The 19,066-nt window shown below is 56.9% G+C and carries 16 protein-coding genes; 13 read left to right on the top strand and 3 right to left on the bottom strand.

What is annotated here, in order from left to right:
- The first annotated feature begins 125 nt into the window (after positions 1-125).
- Positions 126-2,975 (top strand): bifunctional diguanylate cyclase/phosphodiesterase, encoded by a 2,850-nt coding sequence (locus FOV68_RS13635; RefSeq protein ID WP_143991063.1) that lies wholly within the window; start codon positions 126-128, stop codon positions 2,973-2,975.
- 26 nt (positions 2,976-3,001) lie between these two features.
- On the opposite strand, the gene FOV68_RS13640 is transcribed toward FOV68_RS13635, so the two are convergent.
- Both FOV68_RS13640 and FOV68_RS13645 read right to left on the bottom strand, forming a co-directional pair.
- The gene (locus FOV68_RS13640; protein ID WP_010248992.1) at positions 3,002-4,066 is read right to left on the bottom strand and encodes a LacI family DNA-binding transcriptional regulator; all 1,065 of its coding nucleotides are present in this window, start codon (positions 4,064-4,066) and stop codon (positions 3,002-3,004) included.
- Positions 4,063-4,317 carry a hypothetical protein gene (locus FOV68_RS13645; protein WP_143991064.1) on the bottom strand — a complete coding sequence of 85 codons (255 nt, stop codon included), beginning with the start codon at positions 4,315-4,317 and terminating at the stop codon, positions 4,063-4,065. The genes FOV68_RS13640 and FOV68_RS13645 overlap by 4 nt, the downstream gene beginning before the upstream one ends.
- On the opposite strand from FOV68_RS13645, the gene FOV68_RS13650 reads away from it, so the two are divergent.
- Both FOV68_RS13650 and FOV68_RS13655 read left to right on the top strand, forming a co-directional pair.
- The gene (locus FOV68_RS13650) at positions 4,289-5,599 is read left to right on the top strand and encodes an MFS transporter (protein ID WP_031593879.1); all 1,311 of its coding nucleotides are present in this window, start codon (positions 4,289-4,291) and stop codon (positions 5,597-5,599) included. The genes FOV68_RS13645 and FOV68_RS13650 overlap by 29 nt on opposite strands.
- A 10-nt stretch (positions 5,600-5,609) precedes the next feature.
- A complete protein-coding gene (locus FOV68_RS13655; protein ID WP_143991065.1) occupies positions 5,610-7,973 on the top strand; it encodes a TIM-barrel domain-containing protein in 2,364 nt (787 codons plus the stop codon).
- A 296-nt stretch (positions 7,974-8,269) separates the two neighbouring features.
- On the opposite strand, the gene ftnA is transcribed toward FOV68_RS13655, so the two are convergent.
- Complete coding sequence (gene ftnA, locus FOV68_RS13660; RefSeq protein ID WP_010248984.1) at positions 8,270-8,776, bottom strand: non-heme ferritin; 507 nt, start codon at positions 8,774-8,776, stop codon at positions 8,270-8,272.
- Positions 8,777-9,265: 489 nt separating this feature from the next.
- On the opposite strand from ftnA, the gene FOV68_RS13665 reads away from it, so the two are divergent.
- The 10 genes from FOV68_RS13665 (at position 9,266) to deoA (ending at position 19,018) form a co-directional block, all read left to right on the top strand.
- Positions 9,266-9,934, top strand: coding sequence for a nucleoside recognition domain-containing protein (locus tag FOV68_RS13665; protein WP_010248983.1), 669 nt, complete (start codon positions 9,266-9,268; stop codon positions 9,932-9,934).
- A complete protein-coding gene (locus tag FOV68_RS13670) occupies positions 9,924-10,397 on the top strand; it encodes a YjiG family protein (protein ID WP_069025372.1) in 474 nt (157 codons plus the stop codon). Before FOV68_RS13665 ends, FOV68_RS13670 begins: the two co-directional genes overlap by 11 nt.
- 4 nt (positions 10,398-10,401) lie before the next feature.
- Positions 10,402-11,505, top strand: coding sequence for a M20 peptidase aminoacylase family protein (locus FOV68_RS13675; protein WP_143991066.1), 1,104 nt, complete (start codon positions 10,402-10,404; stop codon positions 11,503-11,505).
- A gap of 293 nt (positions 11,506-11,798) precedes the next feature.
- On the top strand, positions 11,799-13,385 hold the full coding sequence (gene prfC / locus FOV68_RS13680) for a peptide chain release factor 3 (RefSeq protein WP_010671098.1): 1,587 nt from the start codon (positions 11,799-11,801) through the stop codon (positions 13,383-13,385).
- A 258-nt stretch (positions 13,386-13,643) separates the two neighbouring features.
- Positions 13,644-14,258: a molecular chaperone OsmY gene (gene osmY / locus FOV68_RS13685; RefSeq protein ID WP_010671097.1), complete on the top strand. Its 615-nt coding sequence runs from the start codon at positions 13,644-13,646 to the stop codon at positions 14,256-14,258.
- A gap of 112 nt (positions 14,259-14,370) precedes the next feature.
- Positions 14,371-14,532 carry a DUF1328 domain-containing protein gene (locus FOV68_RS13690; protein ID WP_003848537.1) on the top strand — a complete coding sequence of 54 codons (162 nt, stop codon included), beginning with the start codon at positions 14,371-14,373 and terminating at the stop codon, positions 14,530-14,532.
- A gap of 220 nt (positions 14,533-14,752) precedes the next feature.
- A complete protein-coding gene (locus tag FOV68_RS13695; RefSeq protein WP_010248962.1) occupies positions 14,753-15,805 on the top strand; it encodes a patatin family protein in 1,053 nt (350 codons plus the stop codon).
- Positions 15,802-16,599, top strand: a complete 798-nt coding sequence (locus FOV68_RS13700; protein ID WP_010671095.1) for a TatD family hydrolase — start codon at positions 15,802-15,804, stop codon at positions 16,597-16,599. The genes FOV68_RS13695 and FOV68_RS13700 overlap by 4 nt, the downstream gene beginning before the upstream one ends.
- A 248-nt stretch (positions 16,600-16,847) precedes the next feature.
- Positions 16,848-17,627 carry a deoxyribose-phosphate aldolase gene (gene deoC / locus FOV68_RS13705; RefSeq protein ID WP_033764479.1) on the top strand — a complete coding sequence of 260 codons (780 nt, stop codon included), beginning with the start codon at positions 16,848-16,850 and terminating at the stop codon, positions 17,625-17,627.
- Positions 17,628-17,689: 62 nt separating this feature from the next.
- The gene (gene deoA / locus FOV68_RS13710) at positions 17,690-19,018 is read left to right on the top strand and encodes a thymidine phosphorylase (protein ID WP_143991067.1); all 1,329 of its coding nucleotides are present in this window, start codon (positions 17,690-17,692) and stop codon (positions 19,016-19,018) included.
- Positions 19,019-19,066: the final 48 nt, after the last annotated feature.

The following is a 19,066-nucleotide window of genomic DNA, read 5'->3' on the forward strand; positions in this document are numbered from 1 at the left end:
CCTATAAACACTGATTAATCTTCTTAATGCGCTTGTCATCTCAGCTCTTTTCGGCTGTAGTCTGCGCACGCTATTGAGAACATTCCTAAGCCGTCATCCGGCTACAGAGCAGCAGGCTAATCACAATGGATAATAACTCTGATGTCATCTATCGCATGCTGGTACAAAGCGTGAATGATTACGCCATCACTATGCTAAAACCTGACGGTATCATCGGCAGCTGGAATCAGGGTGCTCAGCGCACGATAGGCTATACGCCAGAAGAGATGATTGGTTGCAGCTTCGCCCTGTTGTATAGCGAAGAAGATCGCCGCCGGGGCCTGCCGCAGCGTGGACTGGATATGGCTGCCACAGCCGGACACCATGAAAGCGAAGGCTGGCGCTATCGCAAAGATGGCAGTGCTTTCTGGGCGCATGAGACGATCGATCCGATACGCAATGACGCCGGTCTGCTGGTGGGATACGCCTGTATTACCCGCGACTGCACTCAGCAGCAGGAGCAACAGCGCAAGGAGCGGGAGCAGGAGATGCGCTTCCGCCTGCTGGTGGAGGGCGTTACCGATTATGCCATCTATATGCTCGATCATGACGGCAACGTGGTGAACTGGAATGCTGGCGCACAGCGCGCCAAAGGCTATGTGGCGGAAGAGATTGTCGGCCAGCATTTTTCCCGCTTCTACAGCGCCCAGGATCGCCTGAACCGTGTCCCGGAGCAGAACCTGCAAACCGCTTATCGCACCGGCCGTTTTGAAGATGAGGGCTGGCGCTACCGCAAAGATGGCAGCGCCTTCTGGGCGCATGTGGTGATCGACACGATCCGCGACGATCAGGGCAAGCTGCTGGGCTACGCTAAAATCACCCGCGACTGCACCGAACAGCAGCGCGTCCGCAGCCAGCAACGGGAGCAGGAGCAGCGTTTCCGTCTGCTGGTTGAAGGGGTCACCGATTACGCCATCTATATGCTCGATGTCGACGGCGTGGTGGTGAACTGGAATGCCGGTGCGCAGCGTGCCAAAGGGTACAAAGCGGATGAAGTGGTGGGTCAGCACTTCTCGCTGTTTTACAGTTCCCAGGAGCGGCTGAACCGCATCCCGGAAGCGAATCTCGGTATCGCGCTTAAGACCGGCCGTTTTGAAGATGAGGGCTGGCGCTACCGCAAAGATGGCAGCGCCTTCTGGGCGCATGTGGTCATCGACGCGATCCACGATGATGACGGTAAGCTGGTCGGCTTCGCTAAGATCACCCGCGACCGCACGGAACGCCGTGAGCAGGAGCAGCAGGTGCTGCGCGCCAGGGATCTGGCTGAAGCCCAGAGCACCCAGAAAACCGCGCTCTCTAAATTTCTGGATAACATCATCGCCAACATTCCCTCCTGCGTGATTGTGGAAGATGCGATCACCCGCGAGATCCTGCTGGTTAACGACCGCACTCAGCAGCTGTTTGGCCTGTCGAAAGCGCTGATCGTCAATAAGCGCCCGCACGAATGTATGTCGCCCGAACTCAGCGATTACTTTAATAATCTGGCGGATGTTGCGCTGCGCAGTGAAGGCATGCATGAACGTGAGCAGTTGCTGATGACCGCCAGCGGCGAACGCATTCTGCATACCCGCGCCACCGCGATTAATGGTCAGGATGCGCGTCGTAACTACCTGATGCTGCTGGTGGAAGATGTTACTGACCAGCGCGCTGCTGATGCCCGTATTCACCATATGGCGCACCACGATAACCTCACCAGCCTGCCGAACCGCATTCTGTTCCGCCAGCGTCTGAGTGAAGCCCTGCGCACAGCCGGTCAGATACAGCGCCAGACCGCCGCGCTCTGCCTTGATCTCGATAACTTTAAAAATGTGAACGATGCGCTGGGCCACCAGATTGGCGACGAGTTGCTGCGCAGTGTGGCTAAGCGTCTGCGTAACGCGCTGCGCGATCAGGATACCCTGGCGCGTATCGGAGGCGATGAGTTCGCCATCGTGCTGCCTTCGGTGGCCAGTAATGAAGAAGCGAGCATTGTCGCGCAGCGCCTGATTGAGGCGATTCGCCCGCCGGTCAACGTTGAAGGCCATAATCTGTCGGTCGGGCTCAGCGTGGGGATTGCGCTCAGCACCACCATCACCAATACGCCGGAACAGCTGCTGCGCTGTGCTGACATGGCGCTGTATGAAGCCAAACGCAACGGCCGCAACCGCTATGAGCATTTCACGCTGGAGATGGACGATGTGGCGCGCAGTCGACGCCTGATTGAAAACGATCTGCGCGATGCGATTAGCGGCGGGCATCTGCGGCTCTACTATCAGCCCATCACCAACGGTGATAACCGTACCATCATTGGCTATGAGGCGCTGATGCGCTGGCATCATCCGATTCGTGGGCTGATCATGCCCAACGACTTCATCCCGATCGCTGAAGAGACCGGCCTGATCCATATGCTGGGGGCGTTTGCACTCTATGAAGCCTGTCGCGAAGCGGCGAGCTGGGAAGGGGAGCAGTCGGTCTCGGTTAACCTTTCACCGCTGCAGTTTAAAAACAGCTCGCTGGTACCGGTGGTGGAAGGCGCGCTGAAAGAGTCGGGCCTCGATCCGGCGCGGCTGGAGGTTGAGATCACCGAATCGGTGCTGCTGGACGATTCGCTGGGTAATATCCGTACCCTGCAAAACCTCAAGGCGCTGGGCGTGCAGATTGCGCTGGATGATTTCGGCACCGGCTATTCGTCGCTGAGCTATCTGCGATCTTTCCCGTTCGACAAAATCAAAATCGACAAATCCTTTATCAATGATATGGGTGACAGCCGCGAGGCGCTGGCGATTATCCGTGCCATCACCGGCATGAGTCGCAGTCTGGATATCCAGATTACCGCCGAAGGGGTGGAGAGCGATGAGCAGTTCGCTAAGCTGCGCGATGAGGGCTGTACCCTGTTCCAGGGCTTCCTGTTCGGACGGCCTCAGCCGTCGGAACTGCGGCTGAAAACGCTGGGTTAATCCGCACCGGGTTAATCCATACCGTGTTAATCATAGAGGCCATGCTGCTGGACCGGTGCATGGCTGAGATTATCGCGAATGCGCCGCACCGACTCGCGCACCACCAGCCTGCCATTCAGCAGCAGGCTGCCGGTGGGCGTGCCGGGATTCAGTCGCATCTCCTGCAACATTCTCACTGCCGCTGCGCCCAGCTCATCACGCGGCACCTGCACCGAGGTCAGCGGAATATCGTGGATAGCGGCCAGGTTAAAGCCATCCATACTCATCACCGAAATATCCTGCGGCACCCGCAGGCCAGCCTGCTCCAGCGCAGTGACGGCGCCCGCCGCAATGTAATCACCGCTGGCGAGAATTGCGGTCGGGCGCAGCGCATCAGGGCAGTGGCGCAGATATTCACTCAGCCGTTCCGCCGCTTCATTGCTGCTGAAGCTGTTCAGGGTCAGCAGATGCTGGCGGCTGTCAAACCGCAGGTTCATGGCATGCCAGGCGTCGCGCACCCCCTGCAATCGCTGCTCCATGGTGTAGCGGCGCAAGCAATGCAGCGACAGGATCTGCCGGTGTCCCTGCTCAAACAGATAGCGCGCTGAGAATTCACCAATCAGCTGATGATGGGGCGAGACCGAAGGCAGGCGCATTCGGCGATCGCGGGCGTTAATCAGCACGCAGGGTTTGTTCATCTCCGCCGCCAGCTGATGAATATGCTCATCATCAATGCCGATCAGCAGTGCCGCTTCGGTCTGCTGCATCTTATCGATAAACAGCGCCGCATCACTTTCCACCTCCTCCAGCGGGCAGTAGCGCAGCCGTACCTCATGTGGCTCCACCGCCTGGCTGATCCCCTGAATGACCTTGTAGTAGAAGATGTCACTGCGTACATCAAAGGCGCGAGGCGGGGCAAAGACCATCAGGTTATTCAGCAGCAGGCGACCACTGTGCAGGTTGTTAAGTACGCCCTGTTGCTGCGCCACGGCCAGCACTTTGTCTCGGGTGGCGGGCCGGGTATTGGCTTTACCCGCCAGCACCCGTGACACCGTACTGATGGAGACGCCGCTGAGTGCCGCAATTTCGCTTACTTTCAGCCTTTGTTTCATTCTGTGATCGCCTTCAAATCCGCTGATGAAAAATTTTTCATAACCTGCTGAATCGCGTCATATAAGCGTTTCAGTGCCATTTTCGGCCGGGATTCAGCCTGCCATGAAAAGCGTTGCAAAAAAGTGTCTGTACCCACGTTTCGCACTTTTCTAAGTTCGTTACAGGACACGCGGTACGCCAGCAGGCGGTGTGCGTCATCAATGGCAATCAGGAGTGGCACAATGAGCCTCGAATCAACAACCAAACCCATCAGTGCATCCCGCACGGTGCGCGTGATTAAAAATTTACGCTGGTGGATGCTGGGAATGTTCCTGCTGGGTGTAACCGTCAACTACATCACCCGCAACTCGCTCGGCATTCTGGCACCGGAACTTAAAAACAGTCTGCACATGACGACCGAACAGTACTCCTGGGTGGTGGCGGCGTTTCAGCTGGCCTATACCCTGTTTCAGCCAATCTGCGGCTGGCTGATCGATGTGATCGGACTGAAGATGGGCTTCCTGATCTGCGCGCTGATCTGGTCGGTGACCTGTCTGCTGCACGCCGGTGCGGGAAGCTGGCTGCATCTGGCATTGCTGCGCTTTGTCATGGGCGCCTCTGAGGCGGCGGCAACGCCCGCTAACGCCAAAGCGATCGGTGACTGGTTTCCGAAAAAAGAGCGCCCGGTCGCGGCGGGCTGGGCGGGCGTCGGCTTTTCGATTGGTGCCATGCTGGCGCCACCGATTATCTATGTCGCACACATAACGTTTGGCTGGCAGGGCGCCTTTCTGCTGACCGGCGGGCTGGGCCTGCTGTGGGTTGGACTCTGGTGGTGGGGCTATCACTCGCCTGAGAGCCATCCTCGTCTCTCTGATGAGGAGCGGGCCTTTATTAATCAGGACAACGAAGCGATCGGGGAAAAACTGCCGTTCTTCACCGCGCTGAAAGTGATTGGTAAAGAGAAGAAATTCTACGGCATCGCCATCCCGGCTTTTCTGGCCGAACCGGCCTGGGCGGTACTGAGCTTCTGGGTGCCGCTCTATCTGGCCAATGAGCGCGGCATGGATCTCAAGCAGATCGTGATGTTTGCCTGGCTGCCGTTTCTGGCCGCCGACCTCGGCAGCGTCGCCAGCGGCTATCTGACCAAAATCTATGTGCGCTGGTTTGGTCTCACCCGCGTCAATTCGATTGTCGCCAGTTCGGTGACCGGCGCACTGCTGATGGTCTCACTGGCGCTGATGACGCTGGTAAAAGATCCCTGGCTGGCTATCGCCCTCATCTCCGTCGGTGGCTTCGGCCATCAGGTGATCTCCTGCATGCTGAGCGCGCTGGTGGTGGAGCGTTTTGATCGCCGCCAGATGGCCACGGTCAACGGCATGCGCGGCTCCTGCGCCTGGATCGCCAGCTTTATCTTCTCGCTGATTATCGGTGTCACCGCCGATACCATCGGCTTCAATCCGCTGTTTGTGGCGATGGGCTTCTTTGACCTGATTGGTGCCGTTTTCCTGGTGATGCTGGTCGCCGAACGCCGCCAGCGCCCTGCTAACCCATAAGGATATCGCGATGAAAACCCTGAAGAACTGGACGCTGCATCAGCAGGCCGATCACTTTGTTGAACTCAAGGTCGAAGATCGTCACTTCCTGCGGCTTTACGTGCTGGAGGATAAGCTGATGCGCGTGCTGCTGAAGCGCGACGGTGAGCTGGCGCTGAACCGCACCTGGAGCATTGCGCCTGTCAGCGACGTGCCCTGGCAGGGGCGGGATCGTGAGGCGCTGGATGGCTTTACGCTGCCGGCATTTAAGGTTGAACACGATGCGCAGCAACTTCGCATCAGCACGCAACGGCTGCGTGTTACGGTACATCAGCCGCTCTGCCTGAGCTGGGAGCAGTTTGATGGTGAGAGCTGGCAGCCGCTGGCCGCCGATCGTCACACCGGTGCTTATCTGCTCAATGCGCACGGCGACGGGGTCGAGCACTATCAGCGTCGCCAGCCGCAGGATCGGGTTTATGGCCTGGGCGAGAAGAGTGGCGACCTGAACCGCGTTAACCGCCGTTTTGAGATGCGAAATCTGGACGCCATGGGCTACAACGCCGCCAGCACCGATCCGCTCTATAAACATATTCCGTTTACCCTGACGCAGCGCGATGGCGTCAGTTTTGGCCTGTTCTATGACAACCTGAGCAGCAGCTGGCTCGATCTGGGGAATGAGCTGGATAACTACCATCTCCCTTATCGTCGCTACCGCGCCGAGGCGGGCGATCTCGATTACTACATGATGCTGGGCCCGACGCTGCTCGATGTCACCAAAGCCTTTGTGCGTCTGACCGGTCGCACCCTGTTTCAGCCGAAGTGGAGCCTGGGTTACAGCGGGTCCACCATGCACTACACCGACGCGCCCGACGCACAACAGCAGCTGCAATCCTTTATCCGTCTGTGTCGCGAGCATGAAATTCCCTGCGACTCGTTCCAGCTCTCTTCGGGTTACACCTCGATTAACAACAAGCGCTACGTCTTCAACTGGAACTACGACAAAGTCCCGAATCCCAATGCGCTGAGCGACGCGTTTCATACTGCCGGAATGAAGCTGGCGGCCAACATCAAACCCTGCCTGCTGCAGGATCATCCGCGCTATCAGGAAGTGGCCGCGCAGGGGCTATTTATTCGTGACTCTGAGCAGGATCGTCCTGAGCGTTCGGTGTTCTGGGACGATGAGGGATCGCACCTCGACTTCACTCATCCGCAGGCGGTGCGCTGGTGGCAGGAGAATGTCACCCGGCAGCTGCTGGAAAAGGGCATCGATTCTACCTGGAATGACAACAACGAATATGAGGTGTGGGATGGCGAAGCGCGCTGTCACGGTTTTGGTCAGCCGATCGCCATCAAGCATATCCGGCCGGTAATGCCGTTGCTGATGATGCGCGCCTCAATGGAAGCCCAGCAGCAGTTTGCACCGGACAAACGCCCTTATCTGATCTCCCGTTCCGGCTGCGCCGGGATGCAGCGCTATGTACAGACCTGGAGCGGCGATAACCGCACCAGCTGGCAAACCCTGCGCTACAACATCCGCATGGGACTGGGGATGAGCCTCTCCGGGCTGTTTAACGTCGGGCACGATGTCGGTGGCTTCTCGGGCGATAAGCCGGATGCCGAGCTATTTGTGCGCTGGGTTCAGAATGGCGTGATGCACCCGCGCTTTACTATCCACTCCTGGAATGACGATCACACGGTGAATGAGCCCTGGATGTACCCGGAAGTCACGCCGATGATCCGCGAGGCGATCCGGCTGCGCTATCGCCTGATGCCCTACCTCTATAACCTGGCATGGCAGGCCAGCGTGGAAGATGAGCCGATGCTGCGCCCGACCTTCCTCGATCACGAGCAGGATCCGCTGACCTATCAGGAGTGTGATGACTTTATGCTGGGGCGCGATCTGCTGGTCGCCAGCGTAGTAGAGCAGGGCGCGCGCAGTCGTGAAGTCTATCTGCCCCGTAACCGCGGCGGCTGGTATGACTGGCACAGCGGCAAGGCATTTGCGGGCGGTGAGACCATCACGCTGGATGCGCCGCTGGATCGGCTGCCGCTGCTGGTGCGGGCCGGAGCGGTGATCCCGCTGGGCGAGTGCGAAAGCACCACCGATGCGCGGCGAGATACGGTGCGGCAATGGCAGCTATGGCCTGCCCCCGAAGGCGTGCAGACACAAGGCGAAATGTTTGATGACGATGGCGAGAGCCACGGCTGGCAGCAGGGTAATGCGCTATGGCTTCGCTGGACGCTCTGCAGCAGCGCCACGCGTATCGATCTGACGGTGGAAAAACGTGGAGATTATCAGCCAGCCTGGCGGGAGATCGCGCTGTTACTGCCTGCGGGTGAAAACCGTGAACTGTGGGTGAATGGCGGGAAAGCCGCGAGTTACCGGCTGGAATAGCGGTGCCGTGGTGGCAAAGCCTAATCAATCAGGTTTTGGGCAGCAACGCTTAAGTTCAGTTAGCAGGGGCAGAGGAGGAAAGCGTCCCGCAGCAGGGGCAAAAGCGCCGGGAGCACTTTTGAACAACGCAAAGCGTTGGCCCGTTTACGGGCGCACCTCATGGATGAGGTGCGTAATAGCGCGGGCCGAGCGTGCCAGGGATGGAGGCTTTTGCGTCTTTCCGATCTGACCCTGTTCCCTGTGAAGGCACGATCTCACAGCGACCAGGCCTTCTACCTCAGTGGCCCCAACAGAAATTACTCTGCGTGGTTCTCGGTGCTCATGCGGCCCAGATCTTTATCGACCAGGAACAGACCGTTGCCGCTGTTGCTGACCAGCGCCAGTTTATCCAGCACGGTTTTGAACAGCTTCTCTTCTTCATGCTGCTCGGCAACATACCACTGCAGGAAGTTGAAGGTAGAGTAATCCTGTGAGGTCATGGCGGCATGGGCCAGTTCATTGATTTTGCTGGTGATCAGCTGCTCATGCTCCAGCGCCTGCTGCAGAATTTCATTCAGCGAGGTGAAAGAGACTGGCGGCGCAGCGATGGTACCCAGCACCGGCATGCCGCCGGTATCGCTCAGGTAATCAAACAGACGCTGCATATGCTGCATCTCTTCGCGTGAATGCATCTTCAGGAAGGAAGCGGCACCCTCAAAGCCTTTGTCGCTGCACCAGGCGCTCATTTGCAGATAAAGATTGGCAGAGAAAAATTCCAGGTTCAGCTGGTCGTTTAAACGCCCAGTCATTTCAGCAGTCAGCATGGCCGAGTCCTTTTAAGAAGATGTTAAATAAACAGGTATAGTCGGTGAATTATGCATCAAATATGTTAGTAAAGCGAAGGCTTTTCCGCAAAAACAGCCAATTTATCTGATTGATTTAAATAGAATTATTTCACAAATTGAATGCGAGCGATTCTCATTCTGCATCATCCCTTATCGGGCAACAAAATCACGATTTCAGCACCATGATAGTGCGCCCGGTCGCTATCCTGCTGGTGCAATCGCCGCTGAAGCTGGAGAAATAGCGGTCCTCTGATGACGCGCCGGAAATATCACGTTGTCGTCAGAAAAAGATATTTCGATGAGCCATAACAGGTATGGCGTGGATTAAACGCCCGGTGGTGACAGCAGGGTCATTAATCATCGCGCACCGATCGGCTCTGGCATAAATCATGCTTAGAACTCAGTTCCATATATTGAAACTTGCCACGGCAGGGAAGAGGCGGCAAGCCTGCTTATCAGGAGAAAATAATGTCAGATGAGAGTGTGGTTAGTCCGGTAAAAATGACGGCGACCAAAGGCAGTTATGTCGCGTTAATTTTTGCCATCCTTTTTTTCTCAGGGTTGTTTTATAACGTCGAGGGTCTTTCATGGCTGGGCGCCTTTGACTTCACCACGCTGGGCGGCAGCTTTGGCACCATGAAAGATCCCGCCAGCAACACCTTTCTTGGCGCAGGCGGACTCAGTGCCAAAGCGGGGTTCCTGTTTGCGCTGTCGCTGACGCCCACGGTGATGCTGGCGCTGGGCGTGCTGGAAATCTTCACCCACTACGGCGCGATTCGCGCGGCGCATCGGTTGCTGACGCCGCTGCTTAAGCCGCTGATGGGGCTGCCGGGCCATTGCGGTCTGGCATTAATTACCGACCTGCAAAGTACCGATGCGGGCGCGGCATTAACCAAAGAGATGGCTGACCAGAAACAGATCGGTAAAAAAGAGGTGGTGGTGATGAGTGCCTGGCAATATTCCGGTGCCGGCTTAATCAATAATTACTTCGCCATCGGCTCCGCGCTGTTCGCCTCAATGACGCTGCCGATTATTATTCCGCTGTTATTAATGTTCGTGCTGAAATTTGTCGGTGCGGCAATAACGCGCGCTGTGTTAAACAGTGTTTATAAAAAGGATTTCGCCGATGGAAAATAAAATCACGACCAGCAGTAATCCCTTTGATGTGTTTGTGACCGGCGCGCGTAAAGGCTTTCACATCGCCATTCACAACCTGATGCCAAATGTGGTGATGGCCTATGTGCTGGCAGAAGTGCTCAATCTGCTCGGCATCATGCAGTTTCTCGGGCACGTTTTTGCGCCAGTGATGGGGCTGTTCGGCCTGCCGGGTGAGGCAATTACGGTGCTGCTCACTGCCTGGCTCTCGTCGTCGGCGGGCACCGGCGTAGCGGTGAGTCTGCTCACCAAAGGGCTGCTGACCGGGGCGGATATCACGATTCTGGCCCCGGCGATTTTCCTGATGGGATCGCAGCTGCAATATATGGGACGGCTGCTGGGCGTGGCCGATGTGCCCAAAAAATACTGGCCGCTGCTGATGCTGGTGAGCATCATCAACGCGCTGATCGCAATGTCTGTTATGCGTCTGTTTATGCAGGAGTAACGCTGTGTCTGAGGTATTAGAGCATTACCACTATTTGCACGAAATTCCGGAGCTGGGTTTTCAGGAGGTGAAAACCTCGGCCTACATCGCCGATCAGCTGGAGAAAGCGGGCCTGAAGGTGACGCGCAATATCAATAACACCACCGGCATTGTGGCCGAGATCGACAGCGGTGTACCGGGCCCGGTGCTGGCGCTGCGCGCGGATATGGATGCGCTGGGGCACATCATTGATGGCGTGCCGTGTGCGCGCCACACCTGCGGTCACGACGGTCACTCTTCGGTCGTGCTGACGGCGGCGACGGCTTTGCTGCAGGAGGGTGCGGTGAAACGTGGCCGGCTGAAGATCCTGTTCCAGCCCGCCGAGGAGCTGGGCGCCGGTGCGCTCTCAATGATCGAAGGTGGCGCACTGGATGATGTGGAGATGATTCTGGGGTTCCATCTGCGTCCGCTGGAGGAGTGTGTGGTCGGCCAGGCGGTGCCTGCGGTGCTCTACTCAGCCTGCAGCACGCTGGAAGCGACCATCAAAGGCCAGCCCGCCCATGCGGCGCGTCCGCACCTTGGGGTGAATGCGCTGGATGCTGCCGTACAGGCGGTTCAGGCGGTCAACGCCATCCATCTCTCGCCCGGGCTGACCTGGAGCGTCAAAGCAACCCGCTTCCTGTGCGATGCCGGTGTTACCAACTCGGTGCCGGATGAAGCCCGCGTAGTGTGGGATCTGCGTTCGCAGGATAACGGGCCGATGACGCTGCTGAAAGAGCAGGTCACGCGCGCCATTACTCACAGCGTGGCGGCACTGGGTGCCAGCGCCGAGGTACGCGTATTAAAAGAGATGCCCGCCGCCGAGATTGATGATGAGGCGACGGCGGTGATCCGCGCCGCGATCGTCGAGGTGCTGGGAGAAGAGGGCGCGCTGTCAACCCGGACCACGCCAGGTAGCGAGGACTTTTTCTACTATCCGGTGAAGCGTCCGGGTGTAAAAGCGGGCTTCTGGGGACTGGGCACCAACCTGACGCCAGGATTGCATCATCCCGACATGCATTTTGATCTCGACTCGCTGGAGATTGGTGTGCAGATCTTCAAAGCCTGCGTCAGAAAGGTGCTGGGATAAGGTAGGCGGGGCGGGTGCAGACCCGTCCCGCTTTGTTGTGGCATCCACCGTTCCCCGATTCCCCGCCCCTGAAATCCTGCCCCTCTCCCTGTAGGCCGCGCGCGCAAAATATTGTATGCTATGCCGCCTTAAAGCTGACCAGGTAACCGGAATTCACGCCAATGTAACTTCGCGCTGACCCGCCAACGATGAAAGATCGTTTTTGGCACCGTTTACCCGCCGGTAAGGTTCTGCCGGCCACCGTGATTTATCAGCAGCGCCAGTAAGTTGCGCTGCCTATTGAGAAGAATTCCATGTCTAATCCCTTTTTAGAAGAGGTGGCACGCCGCCGCACCTTCGCGATCATTTCGCACCCGGATGCCGGTAAAACCACCATTACCGAAAAAGTGTTGCTGTTCGGACAGGCTATCCAGACCGCCGGTACGGTAAAAGGCCGTGGCTCTAACCAGCACGCTAAGTCGGACTGGATGGAGATGGAGAAACAGCGTGGTATCTCCATTACCACCTCGGTGATGCAGTTCCCCTATCGCGATAGCCTGGTGAACCTGCTGGATACCCCAGGTCACGAAGATTTCTCGGAAGATACCTACCGTACGCTGACCGCGGTTGACTGCTGTCTGATGGTGATTGATGCCGCTAAAGGCGTTGAGGATCGTACCCGTAAGCTGATGGAAGTTACCCGTCTGCGCGATACGCCGATCCTGACCTTTATGAACAAACTTGACCGTGATATCCGCGACCCGATGGAAGTGCTGGATGAGGTGGAAAGCGAGCTGAAAATTGCCTGCGCACCGATCACCTGGCCTATCGGCTGCGGCAAACTGTTCAAAGGGGTTTATCACCTCTACAAAGATGAGACCTATCTCTACCAGACCGGTAAAGGCCACACCATTCAGGATGTCCGCATCGTGAAGGGGCTGAACAACCCGGACCTCGACACCGCAGTCGGTGACGATCTGGCGGCACAGCTGCGTGAAGAGCTGGAGCTGGTACAGGGCGCATCGCACGAGTTTGAGCAGGAAGCCTTCCTGAGCGGCAAACTGTCGCCGGTCTTCTTCGGCACCGCGCTGGGTAACTTTGGCGTTGACCATATGCTGGATGGCCTGGTGGCATGGGCACCGCGTCCGATGCCGCGTGACACCGACACCCGTACGGTAGAAGCGAAAGAAGAGAAGTTCACCGGCTTCGTGTTTAAGATCCAGGCCAACATGGACCCGAAACACCGCGACCGCGTGGCCTTTATGCGTGTGGTGTCAGGTAAATATGAAAAAGGGATGAAGCTGCGTCAGGTGCGCACCGGCAAAGATGTGGTGATCTCCGACGCCCTGACCTTTATGGCGGGCGACCGTTCGCACGTTGAAGAAGCGTATCCTGGCGATATCATCGGCTTGCACAACCACGGCACCATTCAGATTGGCGACACCTTTACTCAGGGTGAAAACATGAAGTTCACCGGTATTCCGAACTTCGCGCCAGAGCTGTTCCGCCGTATTCGTCTGCGCGATCCGCTGAAGCAGAAACAGCTGCTTAAAGGGCTGGTTCAGCTGTCGGAAGAGGGTGCAGTACAGGTGTTCCGTCCGGTGCATAACAACGATCTGATCGTGGGTGCGGTCGGGGTGCTGCAGTTCGATGTGGTGGTCGCCCGTCTGAAAAGCGAATATAACGTCGAAGCGATCTACGAAGCGATCAACGTCTCTACGGCGCGCTGGGTTGAATGCAGCGACGCGAAAAAGTTTGAGGACTTCCAGCGTAAAAACGAAGTTAACCTGGCGCTCGATGGCGGTAATAATTTGACTTATATCGCGCCAACCATGGTTAATCTTAATATTACGCAGGAACGTTACCCTGACGTCCGTTTCCGCAAAACGCGCGAGCACTAATCGCCTGTTTCCGGGCCATTCCAGCTGGGAGTGGCCCTGTTTTCCTCCTTCCAGACTCCTCCTAAAAACCCCGTTTTTCTTCTGTTTTGACGTGTGATCAACCAGTTAGCCAGGCAAATTGCAAAATGCCGTCTATGATTACTCTATCGGACGGCGGAAGAGACTTCTCTTGTCCTTACGTCCTGTAACGCAGCGGCACCTGTGCCTCTGTTGCGCCCACAGTTTTTGGGTGAGTTAACTGATAGAAGGAAGATATCGATGAACAAGACTAAGATTGCTAAAACCCTGATGGCCGCCATGATTGGCTCAGCACTGATCAGCGGCAGCGCACTGGCTGACGAATCAATGTCGCAGAAAGCGTCACAGACAGCCGACAGCGCGGGTTCAAAAATCGATAGTTCTATGAAAAAAGTCGATGGTTATATGGATGACAGCGGCATCACCGCCAAAGCCAAAGCGGCGCTGGTAGATGATGACGCAATTAAAAGCACGGATATCTCGGTAAAAACGCATAGCGGCGTCGTGACCTTAAGCGGTTTCGTCACCTCACAGGATCAGGCTGAGAAGGCTGTGGCTGTGGTGCAGAAAATCGAAGGTGTTAAATCCGTCAGCGACAAACTACACGTCAGAGACAGCAAAGCATCATCAATGAAAGGTTATGCGGGCGATACCGCCACGACCAGCGAAATTAAAGCTAAGCTATTAGCGGATGACATTGTTCCGTCGCGCAACGTAAAAGTTGAGACCACCGACGGCGTTGTTCAGCTTTCAGGGCAGGTTGCTAATCAGGCACAGTCAGATCGTGCAGAAAGCATTGCTAAAGCCATTGAAGGCGTGAAAAGCGTTAAGAATGACCTGACGGTTAAATCTTAAGCTTGCGTACGGCCACTTCTGTGGCCGTACGAATAAAAGATACCCATCCGGGGATGAAATAAGCAGATCGATTTTAAAATATTCGATTTTTAAATAGGGTAAGGAGAGGCTTATGTTTCGTTGGGGCATTATTTTTCTGGTGATCGCACTGATCGCTGCAGCGTTAGGTTTTGGCGGTTTAGCGGGCACAGCAGCATGGGCAGCTAAAGTTGTCTTCGTCGTTGGTATTATCCTGTTCCTCATCAGCCTGTTTACCGGCCGTAAAAAGCTTTAGCCGATGAGTCCTGCAGTGTAATGCAACGCAAAGCATAGAGCGGAGACCAGTCATCTGTAGCGACTGACGTGAAGAGAGGGACACCTTCACATCGCTGCAAGGTAAGCCAGCCCAGCTGGCCTGCCGGTTAAAGGAACATATGACTGGTTCTCCGGAATGCTGCCGTCTTTAACGGATCGATCCTCCAGCAGACCCGGAACCGCTTTTTGAGGTTCGCACAGTGGGTATACGCATTCCTGTCACGCTCGGCGCCATTGAACCTCTGGCCCTGACTCCGTTTAAATCTCAGAAAATTGCGCTGGTTTGTGAAGGCGGCGGTCAACGCGGCATTTTCACCGCAGGCGTGTTAGATGAATTTCAGCGTGCCCGATTCAACCCCTTTCAGCTGATGCTCGGCACCTCTGCCGGTGCACAAAATCTTTCTGCCTTTGTCTGTGGTCAGCCCGGCTATGCCCGACGTGTGATTACCCGCTATACCACCAGTAAACTCTTTTTTGATCCGCTGCGCTTTGTGCGTGGTGGCAATCTGATCGACCTCGACTGGCTGATAGATATTACCCGCAGTGAATTTCCGCTGGCGATGAGCAGCGCGGAGCAGCTGTTCTCCAGCGGCCGCGAGTTTTATATGTGCGCCTGCCGCAGTGACGACTACACGCCCGGCTACTTCAACCCGACCGCCGATAACTGGCTGGATCTGATCAAAGCCTCCAGTGCCATTCCCGGTTTTTACCGGCTGGGGGTCAGTCTGGAAGGGATCAGCTATCTCGATGGCGGCATCAGCGATGCGATTCCGGTGCGTGAAGCCGCCCGCCGTGGCGCTGATACCATTGTGGTGATCCGCACCGTGCCGTCGCAGATGTTCTATACCCCGAAATGGTTTAAGCGGATGGAACGCTGGCTCAGCACCGGCGCACTGCAGCCGATGATCAACGTGCTGAATAAGCATGAACAGAGCTATCGGGAAATTCAGCAGTTCATTGAGAATCCGCCCGATGATTTGCGCATTATCGAAATCTTTCCGCCGCATGCGCTGGCCAGCAGTGCGCTGGGGAGCCGCATCGCTTCACTGAATCAGGATTATCATCTGGGACGGCGTTGCGGTCGCTATTTCCTCGCCACGCTGGGCCAGTGGCTGAGCGATGCGGAACCGATGACCACGGCGCGTATCGTAACGCCGCCTGCTCCGGTAGCCAATGCACCCGATACCCGCCTCATCATCACACCGCCGCTGGCGGATAATGATGCTGATTACGACAAAGGATCGCTGGCATGAAGTTTATCGATACGCACTGCCACTTCGATTTCCCGCCGTTTGAAGGGGATATCTCTGGCAGCCTGGCACGTGCTGCAGAAGCGGGCGTGGAAAAGATTATCGTTCCGGCGATCGATGCCAGCCGCTTTGAGCGGGTCTGCGCGTTAGCCGCGGCGCAACCGGCGCTCTATGCCGCGCTGGGCCTGCATCCGATCGTTATCGAAAATCATCAGGAGGCCCATCTCGACCAGCTGGAAACCTTACTGCAACAGCGGCCGCGTAAGCTGGTGGCGATCGGCGAGATCGGGCTGGATCTCTATCGCGACGATCCGCAGTTTGATAAGCAGCAACGCTTTCTTGAGGCGCAGCTTAAGCTGGCGAAAGCGTATCAGCTGCCGGTGATCCTGCATTCGCGCCGCACTCATGACAAACTGGCGCAGATTCTGCGTCGTTACGATCTGCCGCGCCGTGGCGTGGTGCATGGTTTTGCGGGCAGCCTGCAGCAGGCGCAGGCCTTTATTAAGCTGGGTTATGCGATTGGCATCGGCGGGACCATTACCTATGAACGCGCCAGCAAAACCCGTCAGACCGTGGCGCAACTGCCGCTCTCTTCGCTGCTGCTGGAAACCGATGCACCCGATATGCCGCTGCAGGGCTTTCAGGGCCAGCCTAATCGTCCGGAGCGGGCGCGTCAGGTGTGGGAGGTGCTCTGCAGCCTGCGTGAAGAGTCACCTGAGGAGATTGCCGATGCGCTGTGGCACAACAGTCAGCAGCTATTTCAGCTCGATCCCGCTTTCCCGGCGCTGCGCAACTGACCGCCCGTGTCTCACCCGACCTGCAGCCTTCGCGCTTAAATGTGATAATAGTAACATTGCACCCGCTGGCGTATAATAACCACCAAGCCCTGTTATCTGTAATGTTAGTCACAGTAAGCGTGGCAATGTTGCACTAATTTCTTATTCCTATGTGACTCCTGGCACATATCAGGCCGCATCAGAGTGTTATTATTATAACATTCCGCCGGCGAGCCGGTGGGTTGCACCCCGATCCTTTGGAGAGCCTCATGACCGATATCAAAAACCTTGCCCTGCGCGCCCTGAAACTGATGGATTTAACCACCCTGAATGACGACGACACCGACGCAAAAGTGATCGCCCTGTGTCATCAGGCCAAATCCCCGGCAGGCAACACCGCCGCAATCTGTATCTATCCGCGTTTTATTCCGATTGCCCGTAAAACGCTGCGCGAGCAGGGAACTCCGGAGATCCGCATCGCCACGGTGACTAACTTCCCGCACGGCAATGACGACATTGATATTGCGCTGGCAGAAACCCGCGCCGCTATCGCCTACGGTGCCGATGAAGTGGATGTGGTGTTCCCGTATCGTGCGCTGATCGCCGGTAACAGTCAGGTCGGTTTCGATCTGGTGAAAGCCTGTAAAACCGCCTGTGCCGAAGCAGATGTGCTGCTGAAAGTGATCATCGAAACCGGTGAACTGAAGCAGGAAGCGCTGATCCGTCAGGCCTCTGAGATTGCCATTGATGCCGGTGCCGATTTCATCAAAACCTCGACCGGTAAAGTGCCGGTTAACGCCACACCTGAAGTGGCGCAGATCATGATGAACGTGATCCGCGATAAAGGCGTCAGCCAGCAGGTTGGCTTTAAGCCCGCTGGTGGCGTGCGCACCGCTGAAGATGCCGCGATCTATCTGAAAATGGCGGAAGAGACGCTGGGTGCCGACTGGGCCGATGCGCGTCATTTCCGCTTTGGTGCATCAAGCCTGCTGGCGAGCCTGCTCAACACTCTGGGTCATGACAGCGACACCAGCAAAGCGGGTTACTGATCTTTCAGGCGGTCGCTGATCGCCTGTTCCCCATCCTGATTTCCCTGAACCAGGGGGTTACCTTGTTCCTGCCACAAGAAATAATTCGCAAAAAACGTGACGGCCATGCGCTGACTGAAGAGGAGATTCGCTTCTTCATCAATGGCGTGCGTGATAACACCGTTTCGGAAGGTCAGATCGCCGCGCTGGCGATGACCATCTATTTCCACGACATGACGCTGCCTGAGCGGGTCGCGCTGACTATGGCGATGCGTGATTCCGGTACGGTACTGAACTGGAAATCACTTAATCTCAATGGCCCGGTGGTGGATAAGCACTCGACCGGCGGCGTTGGCGATGTGACGTCGCTGATGTTAGGGCCGATGGTCGCGGCCTGCGGCGCATATGTTCCGATGATCTCGGGTCGTGGCCTTGGCCATACCGGCGGCACGCTGGATAAACTGGAAGCGATTCCGGGCTTCGATATCTTCCCGAGTGATGATCGCTTCCGCGAGATCATTAAGCAGGTCGGTGTGGCGATTATCGGCCAGACCAGCTCGCTGGCACCGGCGGATAAGCGTTTCTACGCCACGCGTGACATCACCGCCACCGTCGATTCGATCCCGCTGATTACCGCCTCGATTCTGGCGAAAAAGCTGGCAGAAGGGCTGGATGCACTGGTGATGGATGTCAAAGTGGGTTCCGGCGCGTTTATGCCAACCTATGAGGCGTCAGAAAGTCTGGCGCAGTCGATTGTTGGCGTCGCCAATGGCGCAGGTTGCCAGACCACCGCACTGCTGACGGATATGAACCAGGTTCTCGCCTCCTCAGCCGGTAACGCGCTGGAAGTGCGTGAAGCGGTTCGCTTCCTGACCGGCGAAGAGCGGAATCCGCGCCTGCTGGAAGTGACGCTGGCGCTCTGCAGCGAAATGCTGGTCTCCGGCAAACTGGCCGCGAGCGACACCGAAGCGCGTCATAAGCTGATGACGGTGCTGGATAACGGCAAAGCAGCCGAGGTGTTTGGTCGCATGGTCGCTGCCCAGCAGGGACCTGCCGATTTTGTTGAACGCTACGACGCTTATCTGCCGCAGGCGATGCTGAGCAAGCCGGTGTATGCCGACCAGCCAGGCATCGTCAGCAGCATGGATACCCGTGCGCTGGGTCTGGCGGTGGTGGCAATGGGCGGCGGACGTCAGCGTGCCAGCGACAGCATTGATTACAGCGTCGGCTTAAGCGACATGATCACCCTGGGCGAACGTGCCGATGCGCAGCGTCCACTGGCGATCATTCACGCCAGCAGCGAAGACAAATGGCAGCAGGCCGCCGCGGCGGTCAAAGCCGCGCTGGTGCTCGGTGATTCCGCCCCGGCTGAGACGCCGGTTGTCTATCGCCGTGTGAGCGATATCAGCTAACTGACCGGTAACCGGTGCCAGCCGCGATGCATTCGGGTATACTGATCT

The organism is Pantoea sp. paga, assembly GCF_007558755.1.
GTDB classification, from domain to species: domain Bacteria; phylum Pseudomonadota; class Gammaproteobacteria; order Enterobacterales; family Enterobacteriaceae; genus Pantoea; species Pantoea agglomerans.

Excerpts from the sequence above, each read along its gene's own strand:
- deoC (WP_033764479.1), top strand. The coding sequence starts at position 16,848 with ATGACCGATATCAAAAACCTTGCCCTGCGCGCCCTGAAACTGATGGAT.
- FOV68_RS13655 (WP_143991065.1), top strand. The coding sequence starts at position 5,610 with ATGAAAACCCTGAAGAACTGGACGCTGCATCAGCAGGCCGATCACTTT.
- FOV68_RS13665 (WP_010248983.1), top strand. The coding sequence starts at position 9,266 with ATGTCAGATGAGAGTGTGGTTAGTCCGGTAAAAATGACGGCGACCAAA.
- FOV68_RS13635 (WP_143991063.1), top strand. The coding sequence starts at position 126 with ATGGATAATAACTCTGATGTCATCTATCGCATGCTGGTACAAAGCGTG.
- FOV68_RS13650 (WP_031593879.1), top strand. The coding sequence starts at position 4,289 with ATGAGCCTCGAATCAACAACCAAACCCATCAGTGCATCCCGCACGGTG.
- FOV68_RS13690 (WP_003848537.1), top strand. The coding sequence starts at position 14,371 with ATGTTTCGTTGGGGCATTATTTTTCTGGTGATCGCACTGATCGCTGCA.
- FOV68_RS13700 (WP_010671095.1), top strand. The coding sequence starts at position 15,802 with ATGAAGTTTATCGATACGCACTGCCACTTCGATTTCCCGCCGTTTGAA.
- FOV68_RS13645 (WP_143991064.1), bottom strand. The coding sequence starts at position 4,317 with ATGGGTTTGGTTGTTGATTCGAGGCTCATTGTGCCACTCCTGATTGCC.
- osmY (WP_010671097.1), top strand. The coding sequence starts at position 13,644 with ATGAACAAGACTAAGATTGCTAAAACCCTGATGGCCGCCATGATTGGC.
- FOV68_RS13640 (WP_010248992.1), bottom strand. The coding sequence starts at position 4,066 with ATGAAACAAAGGCTGAAAGTAAGCGAAATTGCGGCACTCAGCGGCGTC.
- FOV68_RS13670 (WP_069025372.1), top strand. The coding sequence starts at position 9,924 with ATGGAAAATAAAATCACGACCAGCAGTAATCCCTTTGATGTGTTTGTG.
- prfC (WP_010671098.1), top strand. The coding sequence starts at position 11,799 with ATGTCTAATCCCTTTTTAGAAGAGGTGGCACGCCGCCGCACCTTCGCG.
- ftnA (WP_010248984.1), bottom strand. The coding sequence starts at position 8,776 with ATGCTGACTGCTGAAATGACTGGGCGTTTAAACGACCAGCTGAACCTG.